General features: G+C 39.8%; 20 protein-coding genes. 4 read left to right on the top strand and 16 right to left on the bottom strand.

The features are described 5' to 3' along the window. Nucleotides 1-472 precede the first annotated feature (472 nt). The 3 genes from HW279_RS06115 (at nt 473) to HW279_RS06105 (ending at nt 3,633) form a co-directional block, all read left to right on the top strand. Nucleotides 473-742: a glutaredoxin-2 domain protein gene (locus tag HW279_RS06115; RefSeq protein WP_178958341.1), complete on the top strand. Its 270-nt coding sequence runs from the start codon at nt 473-475 to the stop codon at nt 740-742. Beyond that, nucleotides 739-1,221 (top strand): PIN domain-containing protein, encoded by a 483-nt coding sequence (locus HW279_RS06110; RefSeq protein ID WP_178958340.1) that lies wholly within the window; start codon nt 739-741, stop codon nt 1,219-1,221. The genes HW279_RS06115 and HW279_RS06110 overlap by 4 nt, the downstream gene beginning before the upstream one ends. A 120-nt stretch (nt 1,222-1,341) precedes the next feature. Further along, the gene (locus HW279_RS06105; RefSeq protein WP_009411219.1) at nt 1,342-3,633 is read left to right on the top strand and encodes an inorganic phosphate transporter; all 2,292 of its coding nucleotides are present in this window, start codon (nt 1,342-1,344) and stop codon (nt 3,631-3,633) included. Nucleotides 3,634-3,700: 67 nt separating this feature from the next. Here the strand turns inward: HW279_RS06105 and HW279_RS06100 are convergent, their stop codons facing one another. Next, complete coding sequence (locus HW279_RS06100; RefSeq protein ID WP_002675311.1) at nt 3,701-4,891, bottom strand: phosphoglycerate kinase; 1,191 nt, start codon at nt 4,889-4,891, stop codon at nt 3,701-3,703. A 196-nt stretch (nt 4,892-5,087) separates the two neighbouring features. On the opposite strand from HW279_RS06100, the gene miaB reads away from it, so the two are divergent. Next, the gene (miaB, locus tag HW279_RS06095; protein ID WP_178958339.1) at nt 5,088-6,536 is read left to right on the top strand and encodes a tRNA (N6-isopentenyl adenosine(37)-C2)-methylthiotransferase MiaB; all 1,449 of its coding nucleotides are present in this window, start codon (nt 5,088-5,090) and stop codon (nt 6,534-6,536) included. Between the two features lie 75 nt (nt 6,537-6,611). Here miaB and HW279_RS06090 read toward each other — a convergent pair whose 3' ends face one another. The 15 genes from HW279_RS06090 to HW279_RS06020 form a co-directional block, all read right to left on the bottom strand. Beyond that, complete coding sequence (locus tag HW279_RS06090; RefSeq protein ID WP_178958338.1) at nt 6,612-7,115, bottom strand: metallophosphoesterase family protein; 504 nt, start codon at nt 7,113-7,115, stop codon at nt 6,612-6,614. Then, a complete protein-coding gene (gene rnc, locus HW279_RS06085; protein WP_009417665.1) occupies nt 7,112-7,870 on the bottom strand; it encodes a ribonuclease III in 759 nt (252 codons plus the stop codon). The genes HW279_RS06090 and rnc overlap by 4 nt, the downstream gene beginning before the upstream one ends. A 7-nt stretch (nt 7,871-7,877) precedes the next feature. After that, nucleotides 7,878-9,125 (bottom strand): beta-ketoacyl-ACP synthase II, encoded by a 1,248-nt coding sequence (fabF, locus tag HW279_RS06080; RefSeq protein ID WP_178958337.1) that lies wholly within the window; start codon nt 9,123-9,125, stop codon nt 7,878-7,880. Between the two features lie 97 nt (nt 9,126-9,222). Then, complete coding sequence (locus HW279_RS06075; protein WP_002675303.1) at nt 9,223-9,459, bottom strand: acyl carrier protein; 237 nt, start codon at nt 9,457-9,459, stop codon at nt 9,223-9,225. A 175-nt stretch (nt 9,460-9,634) separates the two neighbouring features. Then, nucleotides 9,635-10,723, bottom strand: a complete 1,089-nt coding sequence (locus HW279_RS06070) for a beta-ketoacyl synthase N-terminal-like domain-containing protein (protein ID WP_178958336.1) — start codon at nt 10,721-10,723, stop codon at nt 9,635-9,637. Nucleotides 10,724-10,740: 17 nt separating this feature from the next. Continuing rightward, the gene (locus tag HW279_RS06065) at nt 10,741-11,598 is read right to left on the bottom strand and encodes an NAD-dependent epimerase/dehydratase family protein (RefSeq protein WP_009417622.1); all 858 of its coding nucleotides are present in this window, start codon (nt 11,596-11,598) and stop codon (nt 10,741-10,743) included. 100 nt (nt 11,599-11,698) lie between these two features. Then, nucleotides 11,699-12,070 carry a DUF2809 domain-containing protein gene (locus tag HW279_RS06060; RefSeq protein ID WP_178958335.1) on the bottom strand — a complete coding sequence of 124 codons (372 nt, stop codon included), beginning with the start codon at nt 12,068-12,070 and terminating at the stop codon, nt 11,699-11,701. Nucleotides 12,071-12,108: 38 nt separating this feature from the next. Then, nucleotides 12,109-12,765: a DUF2461 domain-containing protein gene (locus tag HW279_RS06055; protein ID WP_178958334.1), complete on the bottom strand. Its 657-nt coding sequence runs from the start codon at nt 12,763-12,765 to the stop codon at nt 12,109-12,111. Between the two features lie 295 nt (nt 12,766-13,060). Then, on the bottom strand, nt 13,061-13,591 hold the full coding sequence (locus tag HW279_RS06050; protein ID WP_178958333.1) for a hypothetical protein: 531 nt from the start codon (nt 13,589-13,591) through the stop codon (nt 13,061-13,063). A 52-nt stretch (nt 13,592-13,643) separates the two neighbouring features. Further along, a complete protein-coding gene (locus HW279_RS06045) occupies nt 13,644-14,096 on the bottom strand; it encodes a hypothetical protein (protein WP_178958332.1) in 453 nt (150 codons plus the stop codon). A gap of 81 nt (nt 14,097-14,177) precedes the next feature. After that, complete coding sequence (locus HW279_RS06040; RefSeq protein WP_178958331.1) at nt 14,178-15,311, bottom strand: clostripain-related cysteine peptidase; 1,134 nt, start codon at nt 15,309-15,311, stop codon at nt 14,178-14,180. 15 nt (nt 15,312-15,326) lie between these two features. Next, a complete protein-coding gene (locus HW279_RS06035) occupies nt 15,327-15,641 on the bottom strand; it encodes a hypothetical protein (protein ID WP_178958330.1) in 315 nt (104 codons plus the stop codon). A 52-nt stretch (nt 15,642-15,693) separates the two neighbouring features. Further along, entirely contained in the window at nt 15,694-16,137 is a 444-nt protein-coding gene (locus HW279_RS06030; protein ID WP_178958329.1) for a hypothetical protein, read from the bottom strand. Between the two features lie 10 nt (nt 16,138-16,147). Then, on the bottom strand, nt 16,148-17,770 hold the full coding sequence (locus HW279_RS06025; RefSeq protein ID WP_178958328.1) for a C10 family peptidase: 1,623 nt from the start codon (nt 17,768-17,770) through the stop codon (nt 16,148-16,150). A gap of 97 nt (nt 17,771-17,867) precedes the next feature. Next, nucleotides 17,868-20,030, bottom strand: a complete 2,163-nt coding sequence (locus HW279_RS06020; protein WP_178958327.1) for a TonB-dependent receptor — start codon at nt 20,028-20,030, stop codon at nt 17,868-17,870. Nucleotides 20,031-20,117 lie beyond the last annotated feature (87 nt).

Raw genomic sequence — 20,117 nt, 5'->3', positions numbered from 1 at the left:
GCTCACTACACTTCCCCTTTTCCTCATTTCCATATTTACTAATTCCCTAATTATCCCTTCTCCTTTCCGTCACTACAATTCCCCTTTGAAGGGGGTTAGGGGATGTTATCCCCTAGTGCCTATGGCCTAAGGCCTAGCACCTCTTCCTCTTTCTTTCGCCTCGAAACCCCGTTTTTACCATTTTTAGCCTTGTTGTATTATACTATTTATCAACCACTTATATACCCTTTCTATACCAATCGTCCAAGATTCGTATAAGCTTCCTATAAGCTCTCTATAAGCTAACCCCACCCTCCTTACACCATTTTTTCACCAAAAGCTCTCTCAGCTCTCTTCCGTTATCTTTCGGTATCTTATGATACCCCAAAAAATCCAATTACCAACCCCCAATTAGTAAAACCTAACCTTTTTTTGCTAATTTCCTAATTTATTACTACCTTTGCCTCATACAAATAAAAAATACTTAAATATTATGCCTTACATAGCAACTATAAACAGTAATAATCCTGAAGCCTTAGAGGTAATAAATTATCTTAAGACTCTTGACTTTGTGAAAGTTACTAAGAAAAAAGAATCCAAAAAAAATGCAACAGTTACTTCCGAAGTTTTAGAGGAAGATGAAAATGGCATCCCTCTAAAATTTAAAGATAAAATAATGGCTATGTCAAAACAAGCAAATCGCAATATGACCAAACGTTGGGAAGCAGCTATCGCCAAAGAAGAAAAAAAGCATAAAATATGATAGTCATTTCCGACTCCAATATCATTTTCAGTTGCTTTTACACCCCTAATGGCGTAATAGCCTCTATTCTTAAAAACAAGAAGAATAAGTTACAATTTATAGCCCCCTCTTTTCTATTAGAAGAAGTTAAAGAACATTTGCCCGAAATTATGAAAGACAACCTTCTCACTAAAAGAAAGGCAAACGCTTTATTGAAAGAATTTACCCAAAACATTACTTTCTACGAATTAAAAGATATAAAAAAACAAAATAGAGACAAAGCAAGTAAAATAGCCAAAAATATAGACCCCGATGATTATCTTTTTATAGCTTTACACTTTGAAAAGGGACATAAAATATGGACTTGTGACAACATCCTTTCTAAAAGATTAAAAGAAATGGGCTACGATATATGTATTTCTACACAAGAATTAAAAACCAATATCTATAAAAAAGTATCTCTCCTACCAAAAGATTCTCAAAATAAAGAACATCCTTAGTTCCTCATATTTATATAACTAAGAAAGCATCAATAAACCTCCTCCCTAAATTTACTAATCAGCAAATTGTCTAATTGACAAATTATTCATATCTTTGCCCCATAAAACTGATATAGTGTTATGGAACAGGTGTACATCTTTATGCTGTTCGTGTTCTTGGTGCTCGCCGTTATCGATTTGGTGGTGGGTGTGAGTAACGATGCAGCTAACTTTCTTAACTCTGCCGTAGGCTCCAAAGTAGCCACCATTCGCACCATTATGATAGTCGCCAGCGTGGGAGTAGCCATTGGTGCCGTCTTTTCTAGCGGAATGATGGAAATCGCACGTAAAGGCATCTTTAACCCTCAGCTCTTCTATTTCGATGAGGTAATGGTTATCTTTATGTCGGTCATCCTTGCCGATATTCTCCTCTTCGACCTCTTCAACTCTATCGGTCTACCTACTTCCACAACCGTTTCTATCGTATTCGAACTCTTGGGCGCTGCGATGTGTGTCGCCACTATCAAAACGTTTATGAGTGACGAATCGCTTTTTAACGCTTTCAACTATATCAATACAAGCGAAGCAGGCAAAATTATCACCGGTATTTTCACCTCGGTAGCCATTGCCTTTACAGTCGGTACGATTGTACAATACTTAGCCCGATTAGTATTCTCATTTAAATATCAAGAAAATGTAAAATATGTAGGAGGCGTGTTCGGCGGGCTCTCGCTTACAGGGCTTTCCTACTTCATTATCTTTAAAGGTCTCAAAGACGTCGCTTTCATTCCTAAAGAAGCTATTGCGTGGATAGACACGAATATAGTGCCGCTACTCATAGGCTGTTTTATTTTCTATTCGGTGCTCTCACAAGTGCTTATCCGTATGAAAGTAAATATTTTTAGGGTAATTATCCTCAGCGGTACTTTTGCTTTGGCAATGGCTTTTGCGGGTAACGACTTAGTGAACTTCATAGGGGTACCCGTAGCAGCTTATCAGTCGTATGATATATGGCATAATTCAGGAGTAGCACACGACGGCTTGCTAATGGGTGCTTTAGCCGATGGGCAAATCTCTACTCCTACCGCCTTGCTATTGCTCACCGGTTTTGTGATGATTCTCACCCTTTGGTTTTCCAAAAAAGCACGTCACGTAATTGATACAGGCGTCAATCTATCTCGTCAGAACGAAGGAGGTGAAGAGAAGTTTTCTTCTAATTTCTTATCGCGATTCTTGGTGCGTATTACAGTGATTTGTGCCAATGCCGTGAACTTCATAATGCCAAAGTCGATTAGCAACAAAATAGACCACCGTTTTGAAAAACCTGAACCTGACCCTAATGTAAAAGAAGAAGACCTTCCTGCTTTCGACCTCGTGCGTGCTGCTATCAACCTCGTGGTATCCAGTAGTTTGATTGCCATTGGTACTTCCTTTAAGCTCCCACTTTCTACTACCTATGTAACCTTTATGGTGGCAATGGGTTCTTCCCTTGCCGATAGAGCTTGGGGGCGCGATAGTGCTGTATATCGCGTGGCAGGGGTACTAAACGTAATCGGCGGTTGGTTTTTAACAGCTATTGTTGCCTTTATCGGGGCATTTTTAGTAGCAGGCATATTGTATTACGGAAGCGTGATTGGGCTTATTGTGATGATAATGGTAGTAGGCTTTGTGCTTATTCGGAACGCAATTATCTACCGCAATAAACAGAAAGCCAAAGCACAAGGCAAACGCTTTGAGCGCGCCGACTTGGCTACCATTGGCGGTGTCATCAAAGAAAGCTCTAACTATGTATCCGAAACGATTTTCCGCATCGACCAGCTTTATAGCAAAGTGGTGAAGAATCTCGGTACTCAAGATTTAGGCAAACTCACCAAAAACAAAAAGAATGCTAAAAAACTCGAAAAAGAACTCGATGAGCTGAAAGGTAATGTATACTACTTTATCAAATCGCTGAATGAAAGTTCAGTGGCGTCCAGCAAGTTCTATATCCTTATTTTGGACTGTTTGCAGGATATGGCACAATGTCTCACGGCTATTACACTCAATAGTTATGAACACGTAAACAACAATCACAAGAACCTCAAATTTAATCAGCTACGTGACTTAAAATACATTTCCGATAAGATGGAAGATGTGTTTAAGGCTGAAGCCGAAATATTCAAAGGTTCAGACTATAACAAGTTACACGTAATTTTCGAAGATTGTAAGGTGTTGAAAAACGAAGTGTCAAAGATGGTACAAAAACAAATCGACCGTATTCGCACTACCGAAACCAGTCATAAAACTACTAAATTATATTTTAGTATTTTATTAGAAACCAATGCGCTCATCCGTGCTAATAACAACCTGCTAATGCAGTTCGATGAATACCAAAAACAGCAAAATAAGAAGAAGAAAATGAACCTTATCACCCAAGTAACAGGGAAGAAATAATGAAGATATAAAAAAGAGGCAACTAAGTTAATTTTTAGTTACCTCTTTTTCTTTTTCTATATTTTAACTATTCGTTAATAGCTGCAATACCAGGGAGTACCAATCCTTCAAGGCTTTCAAGCATCGCTCCACCACCGGTAGAAACATAACTTACTTTATGCTCAAAACCAAATTGTTTTACAGCAGCTACCGAGTCGCCACCTCCTACGAGTGAGAAAGCTCCTTTTTTAGTAGCTTCAGCCACGTAATCACCTACGGCAATGGTACCTTTTGCGAAGTTAGGCATTTCAAATACTCCGATAGGACCATTCCACAAAATAGTTTTCGATTTAAGCAATACCGACTTGATGTTTTCAAGAGTCTTAGGTCCTGCGTCCAATCCTTCCCAACCATCGGGAATAGCATTTACAGGTACTACTTGTGTTTTGGCGTTGTTATCGAAAGCGTCAGCAGCTACTACGTCTATAGGCAAGTGTACTTCTACTCCTTTAGCTTTGGCTTTGGCAAGGATATCGAGTGCAAGGTCAAGTTTATCATCTTCGCAGATAGAACTACCTACTTTTCCGCCTTGTGCTTTGATGAAAGTATAAGCCATACCTCCACCTATGATAAGGTGATTTACTTTATCCAAAATATTCTCGATGATAGTGATTTTAGAAGAAACCTTAGAACCACCAAGGATAGCTGTTACAGGTTTTTCGCCATTCTTCATCACTTTATCGATACTTTCAATCTCCTTAGCGAGGAGGTAACCAAAGCATTTGTGGTTAGGGAAGAATTTCGCTACAATAGTGGTCGAAGCGTGAGCGCGGTGAGCGGTACCAAAAGCGTCGTTCACATAGATATCGCCGAGTTTAGCAAGCTGTTTAGAGAATGCTTCATCTCCTTTTTCTTCTTCGTTATGAAAACGCAAGTTTTCAAGTAATACCACACTACCAGCAGGAGCAGCTGCTACGGCTTTTTCGGCTACTTCGCCTACGCAATCATCTACAAAAATCACTTTTTTACCTAATACTTTTTCCACTTCACTTACAATGTGACGCAAAGAATACTTGTCGTTGCGTTCCCCTTTAGGGCGACCTAAATGGCTCATAAGTACTGCGGTTCCTCCATCTTTGAGAATTTTCTCGATAGTAGGTTTCGCAGCCTCAATACGAGTGTTATCAGTTACTTTAAAATTTTCGTCCAATGGTACATTAAAGTCCACGCGAATAAGGGCTTTCTTGCCCGCAAAATTAAAATTGTCTATGGTTTTCATATATCTAAAACTACAATAATTTTATTCAAGCCTCAAAGGTACAACAAAAAAGTGATATACACAAAACTTTTTGACAATAATTTTATTTCACCCATTTCACCAATTGCCCTTAATGGTAGAATTGGCACACTGACAAATTGGCTAATTGCCAAATTATCTTTATCTTTGCGCCCTCAATTCAGAAACTCAAACCTCTATGGCTAAAGAAATAGACGAAAGTAAACAAGGACAAAGCCTTGTTTTACAAGCTGATAATAACAATTCCAAAAAACTATATATCGAGAGTTACGGTTGCCAAATGAACTTCTCCGACAGTGAAATCGTAGCTTCTATTCTCTCCAAAGCGGGATATAATACTACCGATACTATTGACGAAGCCGATTTGGTACTTATCAACACCTGCTCAGTACGCGAAAAGGCAGAACAGACCATTCGCAAGCGTTTGGAGCAGTTTAATGTGTATAAACGCAAGAAACCCGCTATGAAAGTGGGCGTATTGGGCTGTATGGCAGAAAGGGTAAAACACGCCTTCCTCGAAGAAGAAAAAATAGTGGATATGGTGGTAGGTCCTGATGCTTATAAGGATTTACCTAACCTACTTGAAGAAGTGGAAGAAGGTCGTGAAGCGGTAAATGTGATTCTCTCTAAGGACGAAACCTATGCCGATATTGCGCCTATCCGTCTCAATAGCAACGGTATAACAGCTTTTGTGTCGATTACGCGCGGTTGTGACAATATGTGTACTTTCTGCATTGTACCTTTCACTCGCGGACGTGAACGCAGTCGCGACCCTTATTCTATCCTCAACGAAATCGCCGACCTCCAAGCGCGTGGATTTAAAGAGGTTACCCTACTGGGGCAGAATGTGGATAGTTACCTTTGGTATGGAGGCGGACTCAAAAAGGATTTCAGCAAAGCAAGTGAGATGCAACAAGCCACCGCTATCAACTTTGCTAAACTCCTCGATATGGTGGCAACAGCTCAGCCTGAAATGCGTATCCGCTTTTCTACCTCCAATCCGCAGGATATGACCCTTGATGTGATTGATACGATGGCAAAACACCCTAACATCTGCAAGTATATCCACCTGCCGGTACAGAGCGGTAGCAATCGTATCTTGAAAGCGATGAACCGCCTTCATACTCGCGAAGAATATTTTGCGCTGATAGACAGCATACGCGAACGCATTCCTGAGTGTGCTATTTCGCAGGATATGATTGCTGGTTTCCCCACCGAAACTGAAGAAGACCACCAAGATACACTTTCGCTAATGGAATATGTAAAGTATGATTTTGGGTTTATGTTTGCTTATTCGGAGCGTCCTGGTACATTAGCAGCACGCAAAATAGAAGATGATGTACCCGAAGAAGTAAAGAAACGCCGTCTTGCTGAGATTATCGACCTGCAACAGAAACACAGCTTGTACCGCACTCAAGCACAAATAGGCAAAACGGTAGAAGTGCTCATAGAGGGAAACTCTAAAAAATCGGATAAAGAGTGGATGGGGCGCAATAGTCAGAATACCGTAGTAGTATTCCCCAAAGAAGATTATAAAATAGGCGATTTTGTAATGGTAAAAATTACAGATTGTACTTCTACTACCCTAATAGGAAAAGCTATAAAAATTAGTAATGAAAGACAATAGAGAAGAAACAAAATAGGCTGTCCGGTTAAGGGACAGCCTATTTTGTATTACTTTTAGTTCTGATAATATTATAACTTAATTACCTGTCGCGCTACGAGCTAACTCTATAATCTCTAAGTTTTTAATCTCTCCTGCTTCTATCTCAAAACGAAGCATCGTACGCACGGTTTGCCAACCATAAAGACCAGCAGCTCCTGGGTTGAGGTGTAGCAACTGAAACTGTTTATCGTATTGCACTTTTAGAATATGTGAATGTCCCGAAATGAAGAGTTTAGGAGGGCAAGTTAGGATTTCTTGTTTTGCCAACGGACTGTATTTATTAGGGTAACCGCCTATGTGTATCATCAGTACCTCTACACCCTCACAAGCAAACCGATTTACTTCAGGGAATTGTTGTCGTATCTCTATGCCATCGATATTACCATAAACCCCACGCAAAGGTTTTACGGCTTGCAACGCCTCTATCACTGCCAAGTTACCAAAATCGCCACAATGCCACACTTCGTCTGCCTCGCTGGCGTAGTGCAATATACGATCGTCTATATACGAATGGGTATCGGAGAGAAGAAGGATTTTCATTGTACATCTAATTTATGATGTTGTTTACCCTGAATCTTGTAACAAGCGCGTTTGGCAGCAATCTCTTCAGCTTTTTTCTTAGACGTAGAACGCGCCCGAGTTACCGAAAAGCCTTGTACGTGCACTTTAGCAACGAAAAACTTAGTCTCAGAACAATCTTCTATATCTTCTTCAGCCTCAAAAGCAAAGTCTAACTTATGTTTTTGACACCATTCTATTAACAAGCTCTTATGGCTAATAACCTTTCCTTCTAAATTCTTGATGTTGATATACGGCAAAATGAGCTCACGCTCAATGAACTTAAAACAAGCCTTATAACCTCTGTCTAAATAAATTGCTCCTATAAGTGCCTCGAAGAGGTTACCAGTGATATTATTACCTAACTGTCGTGGAGTAAGTTTAGTGCGCAAGAAGTCCAAGAGCCTCATATCCTTACCGAGCTGGTTAAGATTGCGACGTTCTACAATTTTAGAGCGCATTTTGGTAAGATAGCCTTCATCTTGTTCAGGAGCATTGGTAAAAATATAGTCGGCTATCACGGCGCCAAGAATCGCATCACCCAGAAATTCAAGGCGCTCATAGCTCTTACGCGTCGCTTTTTGGAATTGGTAAGAAGGGTGTGTAAAAGCCTCGCTGTAATACGATAAGTTTTTAGGAGGAAATCCTAAAAGCTCTTTGATTTTAGTATAAAAAATCCCGTCTTTCTTCTTAGGAATAAGACGGGGAAAAGTTAATATTTTCTTTAAGCCGAACACTTATAGTTTATATCTTTTTGAATAATAAGCACGCATTGTGTCCACCGAAACCAAAGGTGTTGCTCATCGCTACTTTCACGTCGCGGTGTTGCGCTTTGTTGAAGGTAAAGTTAAGGCGTTGATCTATTTTTTCATCGGGGTGTTCAAAGTTAATGGTAGGAGGAACGATGCTGTGTTTAATAGCGAGGATAGACGCTACTGCTTCTATTGCTCCCGTAGCTCCGAGCAAGTGCCCCGTCATCGATTTGGTAGAGTTAATATTGATATCGTAAGCGTGCTCACCAAATACATCTAATACTGCCTTAGATTCAGCGATGTCTCCTAATGGAGTAGAGGTACCGTGCATATTGATAGCATCTACTTCGTTCACTGATACTCCTGCGTCTTTAAGACAGTTAATCATTACGTTTTTAGCACCAAGCCCTTCAGGGTGAGGTGCCGTCATATGGTAAGCATCAGCTGAGAGACCTCCTCCTGCCAATTCGCAGTAGATAGTAGCCCCACGAGCCACTGCGTGATTGTACTCTTCAAGTACTACTGCTCCCGCTCCTTCGCCTAATACAAAACCATCACGATTAGCATCAAACGGACGAGAAGCTTTGGCGGGGTCTTCATTGAAAGTAGAAAGAGCGTGCAAGGCATTGAAACCGCCGATACCAGCAATAGTAACCGCTGCTTCCGAGCCACCTGATACCATCATATCAGCATAGCCAAAGCGAATATAGTTTAGCGCATCTATCATAGCATTAGCTGCAGAGGCACACGCTGAAACCGTAGTGAAGTTAGGACCTCTAAAGCCATAGCGTATAGAAATCACTCCTGCTGCGATATCGGCTATCATTTTAGGTATAAAGAATGGATTAAAGCGTGGTGTACCATCGCCTTCGTTGAAGTTGATTACCTCATTTTGGAAAGTTTCTAATCCCCCAATACCTGAGCCCCAAATTACCCCTATGCGGTCTTTATCAAGCGTATCCATATCAAGATGAGCGTCTTTTACGGCTTCATCAGCAACCACTAAGGCATATTGAGCAAATTTATCGAGCTTACGTGCTTCTTTTTTGTCTATAAAATCCTCGACATTAAAGTTCTTTACTTCGCAAGCAAACTTTGTCTTAAACTTTGAAGCATCGAAATGGGTAATAGGCGCAGCACCGCTCTTGCCGGCTACGAGTCCTTCCCAAAACTCTTGGGCGGTATTACCTATAGGGGTAAGTGCCCCTATACCTGTAACTACAACACGTCTTTTCTCCATATTAGTTTCAACTTTTTAGCATTTAGGTTTAGAACAAAAAGCATTAGGCAGTAAGCTACCAAGTATATACGTTGATAGCCTACTGCCTATGAGCCAATTATTGTTTAGCGTCTTCAATATATTTGATTGCTTGACCTACAGTTGCAATGTTTTCAGCTTGGTCATCTGGAATTTGAATATCAAATTCTTTTTCAAACTCCATAATCAATTCAACAGTGTCTAATGAATCAGCTCCTAAGTCGTTAGTGAAGCTCGCTTCTGCGGTTACTTCATTTTCGTCTACGCCTAATTTATCAACGATAATGGCTTTAACTCTTGATGCAATGTCTGACATAATTTTCTTTTTTTATAATTTGATAATAATTACTGCCGGCAAAAGTAACACTTTTTTTTTGAAACACAATCTTTTTCGTACAAATATTCTTCTTTTTTACTTTTAAAAAGTACAAACCTACTTATTATCATAGATTTATCATTTTATAAATATACTACTTTTTACTTTGCTTTTTTCACTTTTTCACTATCACACTTATTCCATTTCCGCCAAATCCTACCGCATTAATTAATATATGTTCGAATTTATCGGGTACAGATTCGAGGTAACTAAGGTAAGGCACTCCTTCAAAACGGTTATTCTGTAACATTCGTATTGCCATTGAGAGGTTCAGTGCTCCACTCGCTCCATAGGTATGTCCGTGTTGCCATTTATTATTGGTGAGTAGGAGTTTTTCTTCGCCAAATACAGCTTCTATAGCGTTGAGTTCAGCTTGGTCACCTTTGATAGTACCGGTACAATGAGTTACAATCGCATCTATCTTAGGGTTCCCAGCACTTGTCAAAGCACGACGCATAGCATCTTGCAAGCACTGTCCATTTTTGGAGAGTGATACACTATGAGTGAGCTTTTCGGTAGCAAAGCCTAAACCTACAATATAAGCTAAGGCGTTAGGTCGTTCTCCTTTTTCTAAACAGAAACAACCTGCCCCTTCCCCTAACACCATAGTGCTTTGTTTTTTGCTCATATCCATAGCCCTACAAGGATAAGGCAAAGGCAGACTACTGTATATTTTCAGAGCTTTCACTTGTGCAATAGTAAAAGGAGTGAGAGGTGCCTCGCTACCACCTACCAAGAATCGGTCTTCCATATCACTCTCTAACCAAGCAATGGCATTGGCGACAGCGTGTAAAGCGGTAGAGCAAGTAATAGAATGTGAGAGCTCAAAACCCTCATTGCTAAGATCCTGTGCTACCCAAGTGCTAATATTGCCTAAAGTAGTAGTAGGCGAAGCTAAGGTTTGGCAACTGCCTTCTTTCAGAAAATGACTAAAATGCTTTTCAAACAACATTGTTGCTCCTCGCGACGACCCTATATTGATGCCAAAACGAACTCCTTGCCAGCCTGTTTGTGCAACAGCTCTTCGTGCAGTATGTAAGGCATAAAGAACGGTGGGGTCTAAGGGCTCATAAGCAGAATTAGAAGCTCTGAGTTGTTCTATGAGTTTTTGGTCACGGTCAGAAAGTCGCCCTTGTAGGATATTATTGTGAAGGGAGAGCGCCTCAGCTGCGAGGGTACTCGCCCCTGTAATAGCTATTTTCATTTCCCGCTTGCTAATTGTTAATTATCAATTGACAATAGTTCTATATATTCTTTAATATGCTTCTTCGCTTGCCAGCCCAAAGCTTCTGTTTTTTGGGTAATAACTTCAGCAGTCATACGGTTACCTTTGCGCTCCGGTAGCATTTGTATCTCGCCCCCAAAGAGCTGAGCGATTTCTAAAACTGTATAAGTTTCCGGACTGCCGATACCATAACCGTCGCCTTTACCTTTTTCACCTACCAAGAGTAAGCCGGCTACTATATCATCTATATGCGTAAAATTGCGTTGTTGAGTACCTGGGGCTACTACTGTTAGGGGCTCACCTTTCTTCTTCTTCTCTATAAAGAGTGCTATAAGCGTCGCATATTTTCCCGTGCCAACTTCTCCTTTGCCATAAACATTGTAGAAATACACAATAGCATAGTTGACCCCATACCACATACCATAGTTCTTGATAAGCTCTGTATTCGACGATTTGCTCCAAGCATATGGACTTTGGTCTTTCCCTAAACCCCCGTCACCAAACTTGGTGCTACTACCCGCATACACGAGTTTAGCCCCGTGTTTTCTGCAGAACTCTAATACTTTCAGCGTACCTATTTTATTAAACAACAATACCTTGTCGATATCCTCAAAACTCTGTTCCACCCGTGAGTATTCACCTAAGTGATAAATAATATCAGGTGAAAAACTGATAAGTTCGAAGATATGTTCGGTACTTCCTTCGATATATTGCACCCCTTCTACGTGATTTTCACGCTTACCGGTGAAATAATTGTCTAACGAATAGACCTCGTTGTTAGGGTCTTTGGCAAGAGCTTCACAAAGGTTAGAACCTACAAATCCTGCCCCTCCGGTTACTAATATTTTCTTCATTTATCCTAATAATACAACCTTAGTTCAATATAATACTATCCCGATTTTACAATAGCTTGTGCATTACATTATGTAGGGCAAATAACCATTCACCCCCTTTTTATTTATTCTTACTTGTGAATTGCAAAATAAGACATCCAATGGCGTAACACACCACATCTGCCCACGAAAAGTGATTGCCTAAGAGGATATACCCCAAGCTTCCTCTCGTGAAGCCCAAATAAGTAGCCACACCCAAGTACTGCATCGCTTCTACGGCTATCGCAAAGACAAATATACCCCAGATGAGTTTATCTTTATGCTTCACTTTCACGAACGAAAGCACTAAGTAGTACAGCAATATTACCACCAGTACATCGCCTATATAGCCTCTGATAAAGCCCATACTGCTAAACACTGTCGCAATAAGCAATTCTGCCCCCAACAGTGCCAACGCCCATATAAAGTACTTTTTGTTAAATGTTAGTTTCATATCACACTTACCTAGCTGTCGCTAGCTTTACCTCTTAGCTAAAACAAACTTTCTCCATTCAAATCCGTCGTCAAAGCTTCCGTCATAAAATCTAAAAACGGACGCATTGCCAAAAGTCCCTGCACTACTTTCTTATCAAAGTCCTTCGCTGTGGCTTCTTGTTGTGTATAGTCGTGTTTTAACAGAAACTGCTTTTTGCGCAAATAGGCAATCATCGGGTCGTCTTTCTCAAAGCCTTTGGGAGCAGTCTTCACCTCGTCACCCCATAGTTTCCCGTCAAACTCTTTCTTTATCCCCTCACTATTCATCACTTTTTGAAAATCCTCAGCATTGAGAGAGATTTCCTGACGCATACGCAATAAATCTTCTTTGTTAGGGTCGAAAAAACCTCCCCCTATAAAGGTCTCTTGCGGACTAATATGTACGTAATACCCACCGCGGTAGTGCGGTTGTTTCCGTTGTATATAGCAACCGAAGTGTGTCTTGTAAGGTGTTTTGTCTTTAGAAAAGCGCAAATCGCGATAGATGCGGTATATTTTCAGTGGCGCAAGGGTGTCGTGCTCAGCAAGCCCCGTATAAATATAATTGAAAAGCAATGTAGCTTCTAATTTAGCACATTCATAAGCCTCCTTATGAGTATCGAACCACTCTTTATTATTGTTTTTAGCGAGGTCTGTAAGAAAAGAAAAAATCATAATACTAATTACAAATGACAAATAACCAATAAGGATATCTTTGTTGTTAGAAGTGCAAAGATAGTAAATAATTGTAAATAGAAGATAATTAAATAACGATTTTTTAGTTTAGAGATTTTTACTAAAATTAAGAAATCATATAGTTTTTCCTTTAAATTTTCAAACTTATAAAAGTATGAAATTCAAAGTTTTATATACCCTTTCTATACCAATCGTCCAAGATTCGTATAAGCTTCCTATAAGCTTTCTATAAGCTAAGCATATCTACCCCTATATATAAAAAGTCTTAAAATTTTCAGATTTTCACACTTACCCCCACTTTAAACCAACGTACATTACCTAAAGCCGCTTCACCATTGAGTCCTACGTTTTTGAAGATGAAGTAACGGAAGCCTAAGTGAGCGTTCCAAGCTATAAAATTATTTTCGTGATTGTTTCTAAGACTAATATCATAAGTAGGAGGTGTTATCACACAGCCAGTGTTGCCTGCATTTTCGTAAGGGTCATTGCTTTGCCAAATAAAATAACCTCCTGAAAGTCCTGCATACCAATCGATAGTAGCACGTTTGCCAAAGTGAAAATTGGCAGTGAGTTCGGGTAGAAAAGAAGTAATGTACTTATCGTTGAAGTTAAAACTTTGACTATTGAACTGAGCACCCACCGAAAACAATGGAGCAAAAGCATAGTGTATTTCTCCAGCATAACCAACTCCTGCATTACCTATTGATGTTTGCACATCAATAAATACATCGCCTTTGGTGTAGGCTTCTTGAGCGCTTATTTGCAATGCAAAAAGCAATAGAATAAAGAGTAAGAAGTTTTTCATATTGATTATTTTTTTACTCTTTTGCAGGGAACTCCCTGCAAAAGGGTTAAGGTTATTTTGCTAAATAATGATTTTCTACTTTTACACCGTCTACACGGATTTCATTTGTTACAGCATACTCTCCACACTTATCGTCTTCCATATAACCATTTACTTCTATTTTATAGGTTTTGGAAGCATTTTGAAGGTAGAGAGTTTCAGTTTTACCAGTATACACATCGTTTTTAAACCAAAGCTGAGTTCCTATATGTAAATATGTATCTCCTCGAGGGTCTGTTTCATAATAAAATCCTATCGGATACTTCTTCTTTGTATTACCTATTTGTTTATATAGGGCAATATGAGTAGTGTCAATATTTCCTCTTTCGTTGATAAATTCCTTATGAACCTCAGAGTTTTTGTTTACCCACATACTAAAAGTAGGAGGAGGAGTTGAACAATCCACATTTTTTTTACAATATGTCAATGTTATTAACATTGTTGCTAAAAATAAAAACTTTTTCATATAAGGTTAGTTTTTAGGATTACGCGACAAAGGTAGGGAAAAATTAGCAAATTAGAAATTTGAGAATTAGAAAATTATAAGCTATTTATACGAGAAATGAAACCTTGTAGCTCTATACCACGACAATTGTTTGTAATAGTTGTTCAGCGTTTCATTTTTACCAAACAAATAAACACTCAGTCCGTTGCAATGTGTCAGCGCAATATTAGCAAATCTCGGTGTGTGTCTTTCAATTTTACAAAGCTTTTGCCAAATAGGTTCCATAGCCACACTGGCTTTGCTCTCCAAAAGCACTTGTTTTAAGTCAAACAAATACTTTTCGTTATTCCTACTGTATTGTTGCAAGTGGGCTAAAGACAACTCAGAAGTGTTGAGTTGTTTGCAGAAAGAAGCTAATGCCTCCAACTGCTCACTATCTACCAAAGTAACCGTAGCCGACTGTCGTGCACCCTCCAAAGCATTGTAATAGTTGTAGTAAGCCTCGGTTGCTTTTTCTAATTGTAATTTCCCTATAAGGTAAGGCAATAGGAGGTGATAAGGAAAACCATCGGCAAGAATTTCGGCAGGTGAAGCAATAAAGTAACGAGCAGAATGTCGTAATTCATAGAGCACCTCTACCGACCCCATAAAGCAAGCGTCGAAAAGGATATAATCAAACCGATAAGGACTTAAAACTTCCGCAAGATCAGGAAGCTCCATAGCCCCCTCTCGCGGACTCATATCTTTCCCAAACGATTTTACCACCACTCCTGATTTGTTTTCGGTTTCTATATGATAACCTTCCGGCAACCAAGCATTGCCGTGCGACCAAAGCACAAGTCCTTTATAACGATTGTCGCCTTTGTAATAGCTCAAAGCATCTCTCAACACATTGCTCATTACGGTTTTATCAGTTGAATTTTGTTCGGGGTAAGAAGCGATGATTTTAGACCTTATCACCTCAGTAGTATCAGGTACAATTTCTAAAAGTACAGGGTGTGAAGGCAAAGCGGTAGAGGTATTGCTATCGATATACACCAAAAGTTTGTCGCGCCCATTAGGCAGAAACCCGCGTTCTATTTCGTTGAGGTCTTTTAAGGCATAGGGAGCGAGGTCGTTATCAGCAACCATATACACCAGCGTAATTTCGTAACGAGGTAAAGGCTCAGGGGTTGAACTATCTTTTTGACAAGAAAGTAACCCCAAGCTAATAAGAAACAAAGAGTAAAAACGCATAGTTTAGCAAAATGGTTAATGAGTAATGTAGATTTTCCCTTTAGGACAGATTTCAATAGTGAGTTCACCTTTACTGCCTTGTATTTGTACCGTGCTTTCCAAGTGTAGGCGTGAAGCTGTGATAGCTACTACTTTATAAGTACCTTTAGGCAAAGTAAATGCCTTAGAAACAGTATTGGGTGATAGCTTTTCAGAAAAATGCTCACCTACCGAAATGGTTACTGCTTCAAAATAGCGATTTTGTACGTGCAGAGTATAGTTTTCAGGCTCTATGGCTTCTTTAGAGCAAGATAGGGCAACGACTGCAAATAGATATATAAGGTAACGCATAGAAAAATGGTAAAAACCTCTGGCAGGGGGGGTGCCAGAGGAGTTAAGGTTATTATTTTGCTAAGTAAGGTACTTCTATTTTAGTGCCATCTACACGAATTTCATTAGTAACTGCATACTCCCCACATTCACCACTTTTCATATAACCATTTACTTCTATTTTATAGGTTTTAGAAGCGTTTTGAAGGTAGAGGGTTTCTGTTTTTCCTGTATATACATCGTTTGTGAACCAAAGTTGGGTTGTTACTACTAAATAATCATTATTAGCAGTATAGTACAACCTAACATCATACGGTTTCTTTGTGCTATTCACTTGTTTGTAGAATGTGATATGAGACTTATCAATCTCTTCGGTTTGATTAATAAACTCCTTATAAACCTCAGAGTTTTTATTTATAAGTAAACTAAACTCAGGAGGTGGGGTTTGACAATCCACATTTTTTTTACAATATGTCAATGTCATTAACATTATTGCTAAAAATAAAAACTTTTTCATAGGACAATGATTATTTAATATACATAGTTTTTATGTCGTATTGGTAATTCCCTTCGGAACCTGATTTATAAGTATTTGAGGAACTGTGACGTTCTTTAGTGTCAAAAATACCAGCGTGATACCAACCTGTACTACCACTATAGCCATAAGTACTACCTCCCCAACCGAAATTATTATGTATTAATTCTATAGACTTAGAATCCGTTTGAACAACTACTTTTGTAGTTTTTTCTAAGCCTCTCCATATAGGACATTCAATATAATAAGTAATTCTTTCATTCTGATATACATACCCATCAAGTAACCAAGCGTGTCCACCATCATAGGTGTTGTAGAAGTTTATGCCTAAAAGGCGATGTTCTTTCTTTTTACTTTTGCCCCTTATATAAACAGGATTATTATTTACTATTTGTTGAACAACTAAGTCATTGTTATAATCACTTTGCTGAGCTACTATATACCCTAATTCTATAAAGGTTTCAATAGCTTTTACTATATTAGAACCACTACTACCACAGCCATAATCCATATTCAAGAGATCACCATCACCTAAATAAGCTAACAAGTGTTGAATATCTTCTACAGCAGTTGGGTTACTTCCCACGCTATAGTTATCAATAGAAGAAAACATAGCGCCAGCATCCACTTTGGTCATATCGTTCCAATGCATTGTTCTACCTTTGAAAACAGCTGGTTTTTTATAATAGGCTAACATTTGTCCTACAGCTACAGCTACACAGCCTACTAGAGCTTCTTCATTTTTAGTGCATTTTACTGGTACTTTATCATTATAATCTCTACTTTGTTCCCATAGCGTTTTTATTAATGGAGCTTTAACTACATTTGTTTTCAATCCGGTAGATTCTGTTTTTAGCAGTACCCCTCTATGGTCATCTTCGTCTTGCTTTTCATCCAGACCTGTTGAAATACGTCTAGGTCCCACATAAGCACAAGTACGAAGAAGGTCAGGAGTGCCTTTGCTAATTATCCTCTTCCCATTTTCATCAAAGTAGCCTTCTTTAATCAGTTCTGCTTGTCGTTCTTTAGAAAGCTGTTTGAAAATGGCTTCTTCTGCCTCAGTAGCCAATCTCTCTTTATTAGCTTCAAAGGCGGCACGCTGTTCTTCTATATACGCCTGCATATAGCTAAAGAGTATCGCTTGTCCTGGGTTGGTGATTGTGTCCCCCAAATGTCCGTAGGAGTTGTAGGCTAATACACTAGGGACACGCCTATCAGCTGAGGTAATTACATAACCTTGGTTATTGGCAAAGTTTACAATGTAGACATCGGCTTGTTCGGGTTTTGCGTTGCCTTTGGTAGGTACGTAAGGCTTGCGAGTGTCGCCTTTTACTACCTCAATTGAGCCAATTTTTAAAGGGGCTTTGGTAACAATACCTTCTACTTCACGCATTTGCATAGCGGTAGCGAGAGCGGTTTCTTGGGCTTCCTCCGCCGAAATATGGGTTTGCCCTGTGAGAGCTACCCAACCTAAAAGTCCGTTGTCGGAAGCCTTCGTTTCAGTACTGGGTAATACTGAAATATCAGTGTCGGTTGCGAACGGGGCGTCTGCCTCTTCGCGTTGGCAGGAAAAGAAGAGTCCTGCTACGATAAAAACAGGTAAAAACTTTCTCATATAAGGTTTGTTTTTTTATTACGCGACAAAGATAATAAAAGAAATGGAAACTTGAAAACAAAGTAACAAAAACTATAGCAGACTTTTCTTTTATCTCCTAAAAACTGAGTGTTACGCCTGCTAAGTAATTCGCTTCGGCAGCGGGAATATACACCATTCCGTAACCGTTATCGCCGTAAGGAGTGTATTTGGTATTGAAAATATTATTACCCATTACCGAAAACAATACCGATTTGAAAGTGCTTTTAGGCTTCCACTCGTATTGCAAACTGAGGTTATTCACGAAATAAGCATCGAGTTTTGCTTCCTCACGCTCGGTGTTATCTACATATTGTGCACCTACATATTTAGAAGTCAACCCTATTTGAAAACCATCAATAGGGATAAAAGTAATGGTATTACCGAGCACTACATCAGGAGAATAGGAAATGCGGGTATCGCCCCAGCTAATAGTGCGAGTAGCTACCTCAGCATCTTGACTCTTATAATCTCTGTTTATATTTTTGCTAAAAGCCAAATTGGGTGACCAGAACCAACGTTCTGAGAGTTGCACCATCGCATCGGCTTCAATTCCTGCACGATAGCTCTTACCCACATTCTCACGGATAGGATAACCGGTGCTATTGAGCTTCCCTGAAAGCACTAATTGGTCTTCATAGCCCATATAATAACCATTGAGATTTAAACGCACTTTGGGGGTGGTGAGTCGCCAACCGAGTTCGATATCGTTGAGCTTCTCGGCGATAGGTTTCTTTGCATTAGGGTCGTCCTGTAAGGCTTCGTAATAGCTCTTGTAATCGGAACGGTTAGGCTCTTTGGTAGCACGAGCATAAGAGAGGTAAAGGTCGTTATGTGCATTCAAGAAGAAGATAATACCCGCCTTAGGGTTGAAACTGTTAAGGCTTTCGTCTACTTTGTATTTATTCGCCTTATACCCTACGTGACGGAATTGTACATCGGCAAACAGGCTCCATTTAGGGGCAAATTGCCAAGTGAGTTTGCCATAACCTGCCGCTTCTTCTTTGGTGTTGAGTCCTTCGTAACTATAACGATTACCATACACAAAAGGTGCTTTTTCTGCCCATAACAAGTCTTTGTAGTGGGCACCTTCATAGCGATTGAGCAATCCTCCAAAGAGCAGTTGCACACCGTCTTTCTGATAGTTCACCGAAAAGGTAGTTCCCCAGAAATCGTTGTCTAATCCTTGTTGGTGAATGATGTATGCTTTTTGCTCCTTGCCTGCTCCGTCGAGCACTTTGGGCAAGCCTACCTTAGAATATTTTTTCTTCTCATAGTTCTCCCAATAGCCTTTACCTTTGGTGTAGTGGAAGGAAAGTTGCGTATGCCACGCCGTATTCCACTGTTGCGTCCAGTGTAATTGCGCGTGATCTTGCTGATAGTTATCGGTTTCGTTTTCATAGAAACGTTTGTTACCAGCGGTATCTTTGTATTCACCCGCAGGATTATAACGGCGATTACTGTGTAAAGTCTCTTTATCTACTCCCAGATAAGTGAGATAGACACTTTGTTTGCCTCCAAACACCAATCCTTTGATGAGCGTCCCCCCGTGGCTATAAGCGCTTTGTAAGAAGTAGGATTTAAGGTCGGAGGAAGCGCGGTCACGGTAACCATCACTCTTGATAACAGAAAAGCGTCCGTTGAGCTCAAAACGGTCGTTGAGTTTTCCGGTGGAAAGTTTAAGACTGTGTTTATGAGTATTATAACTGCCGTAGAAGTTGGCGAGTTCTCCTGATGCCTGCTCTTGTACAGCATCGGTGAGGACGTTTAGGCTTGCGCCGAAAGCTCCTGCTCCATTAGAAGAAGTTCCTACCCCGCGTTGCAACTGTATGCTCTCGGCAGAGGAAGCAAAGTCGGAGAGATTGTACCAAAATACCCCTTGTGATTCGGAGTCGTTGAGCGGTACGCCGTTGATAGTAACATTGGTACGGTACAAGTCGCTCCCACGTACAAACATATTGCTACTACCGAAGCCCGAACCATCTTCGGAATAGCTCACCACGTTAGGTAACTGACCTAACAACAAAGGCATTTGCTGACCGAAATTTTTGGTCTTGATTTCCTCCTTAGAGAGGTTAGAAAAGGTTACGGGAAGTTTTTTGGTAGCCCTCACGGACGATACTAATACTTCGTCTAATTGAATGGGCTTAGGAGAAGGGACGATAGAGTCAGGCTCTATTGCCTGTTGTGCCATTGCCGATGTAGTAAGGCAAATAGCAGTGTACAAAAGTACATTTTTCATTGTAAAATAAATATTTACAAATAAAAGAGGCTATTATTTGGTGTGTTAATAAAATAAAAAAGCCTGTTTATGCTACCCAAAAGCAAA

The organism is Capnocytophaga sp. oral taxon 903, from assembly GCF_013394785.1.
Lineage (GTDB): Bacteria > Bacteroidota > Bacteroidia > Flavobacteriales > Flavobacteriaceae > Capnocytophaga > Capnocytophaga ochracea.
This window is presented reverse-complemented; position numbering and strand designations above follow the sequence as displayed.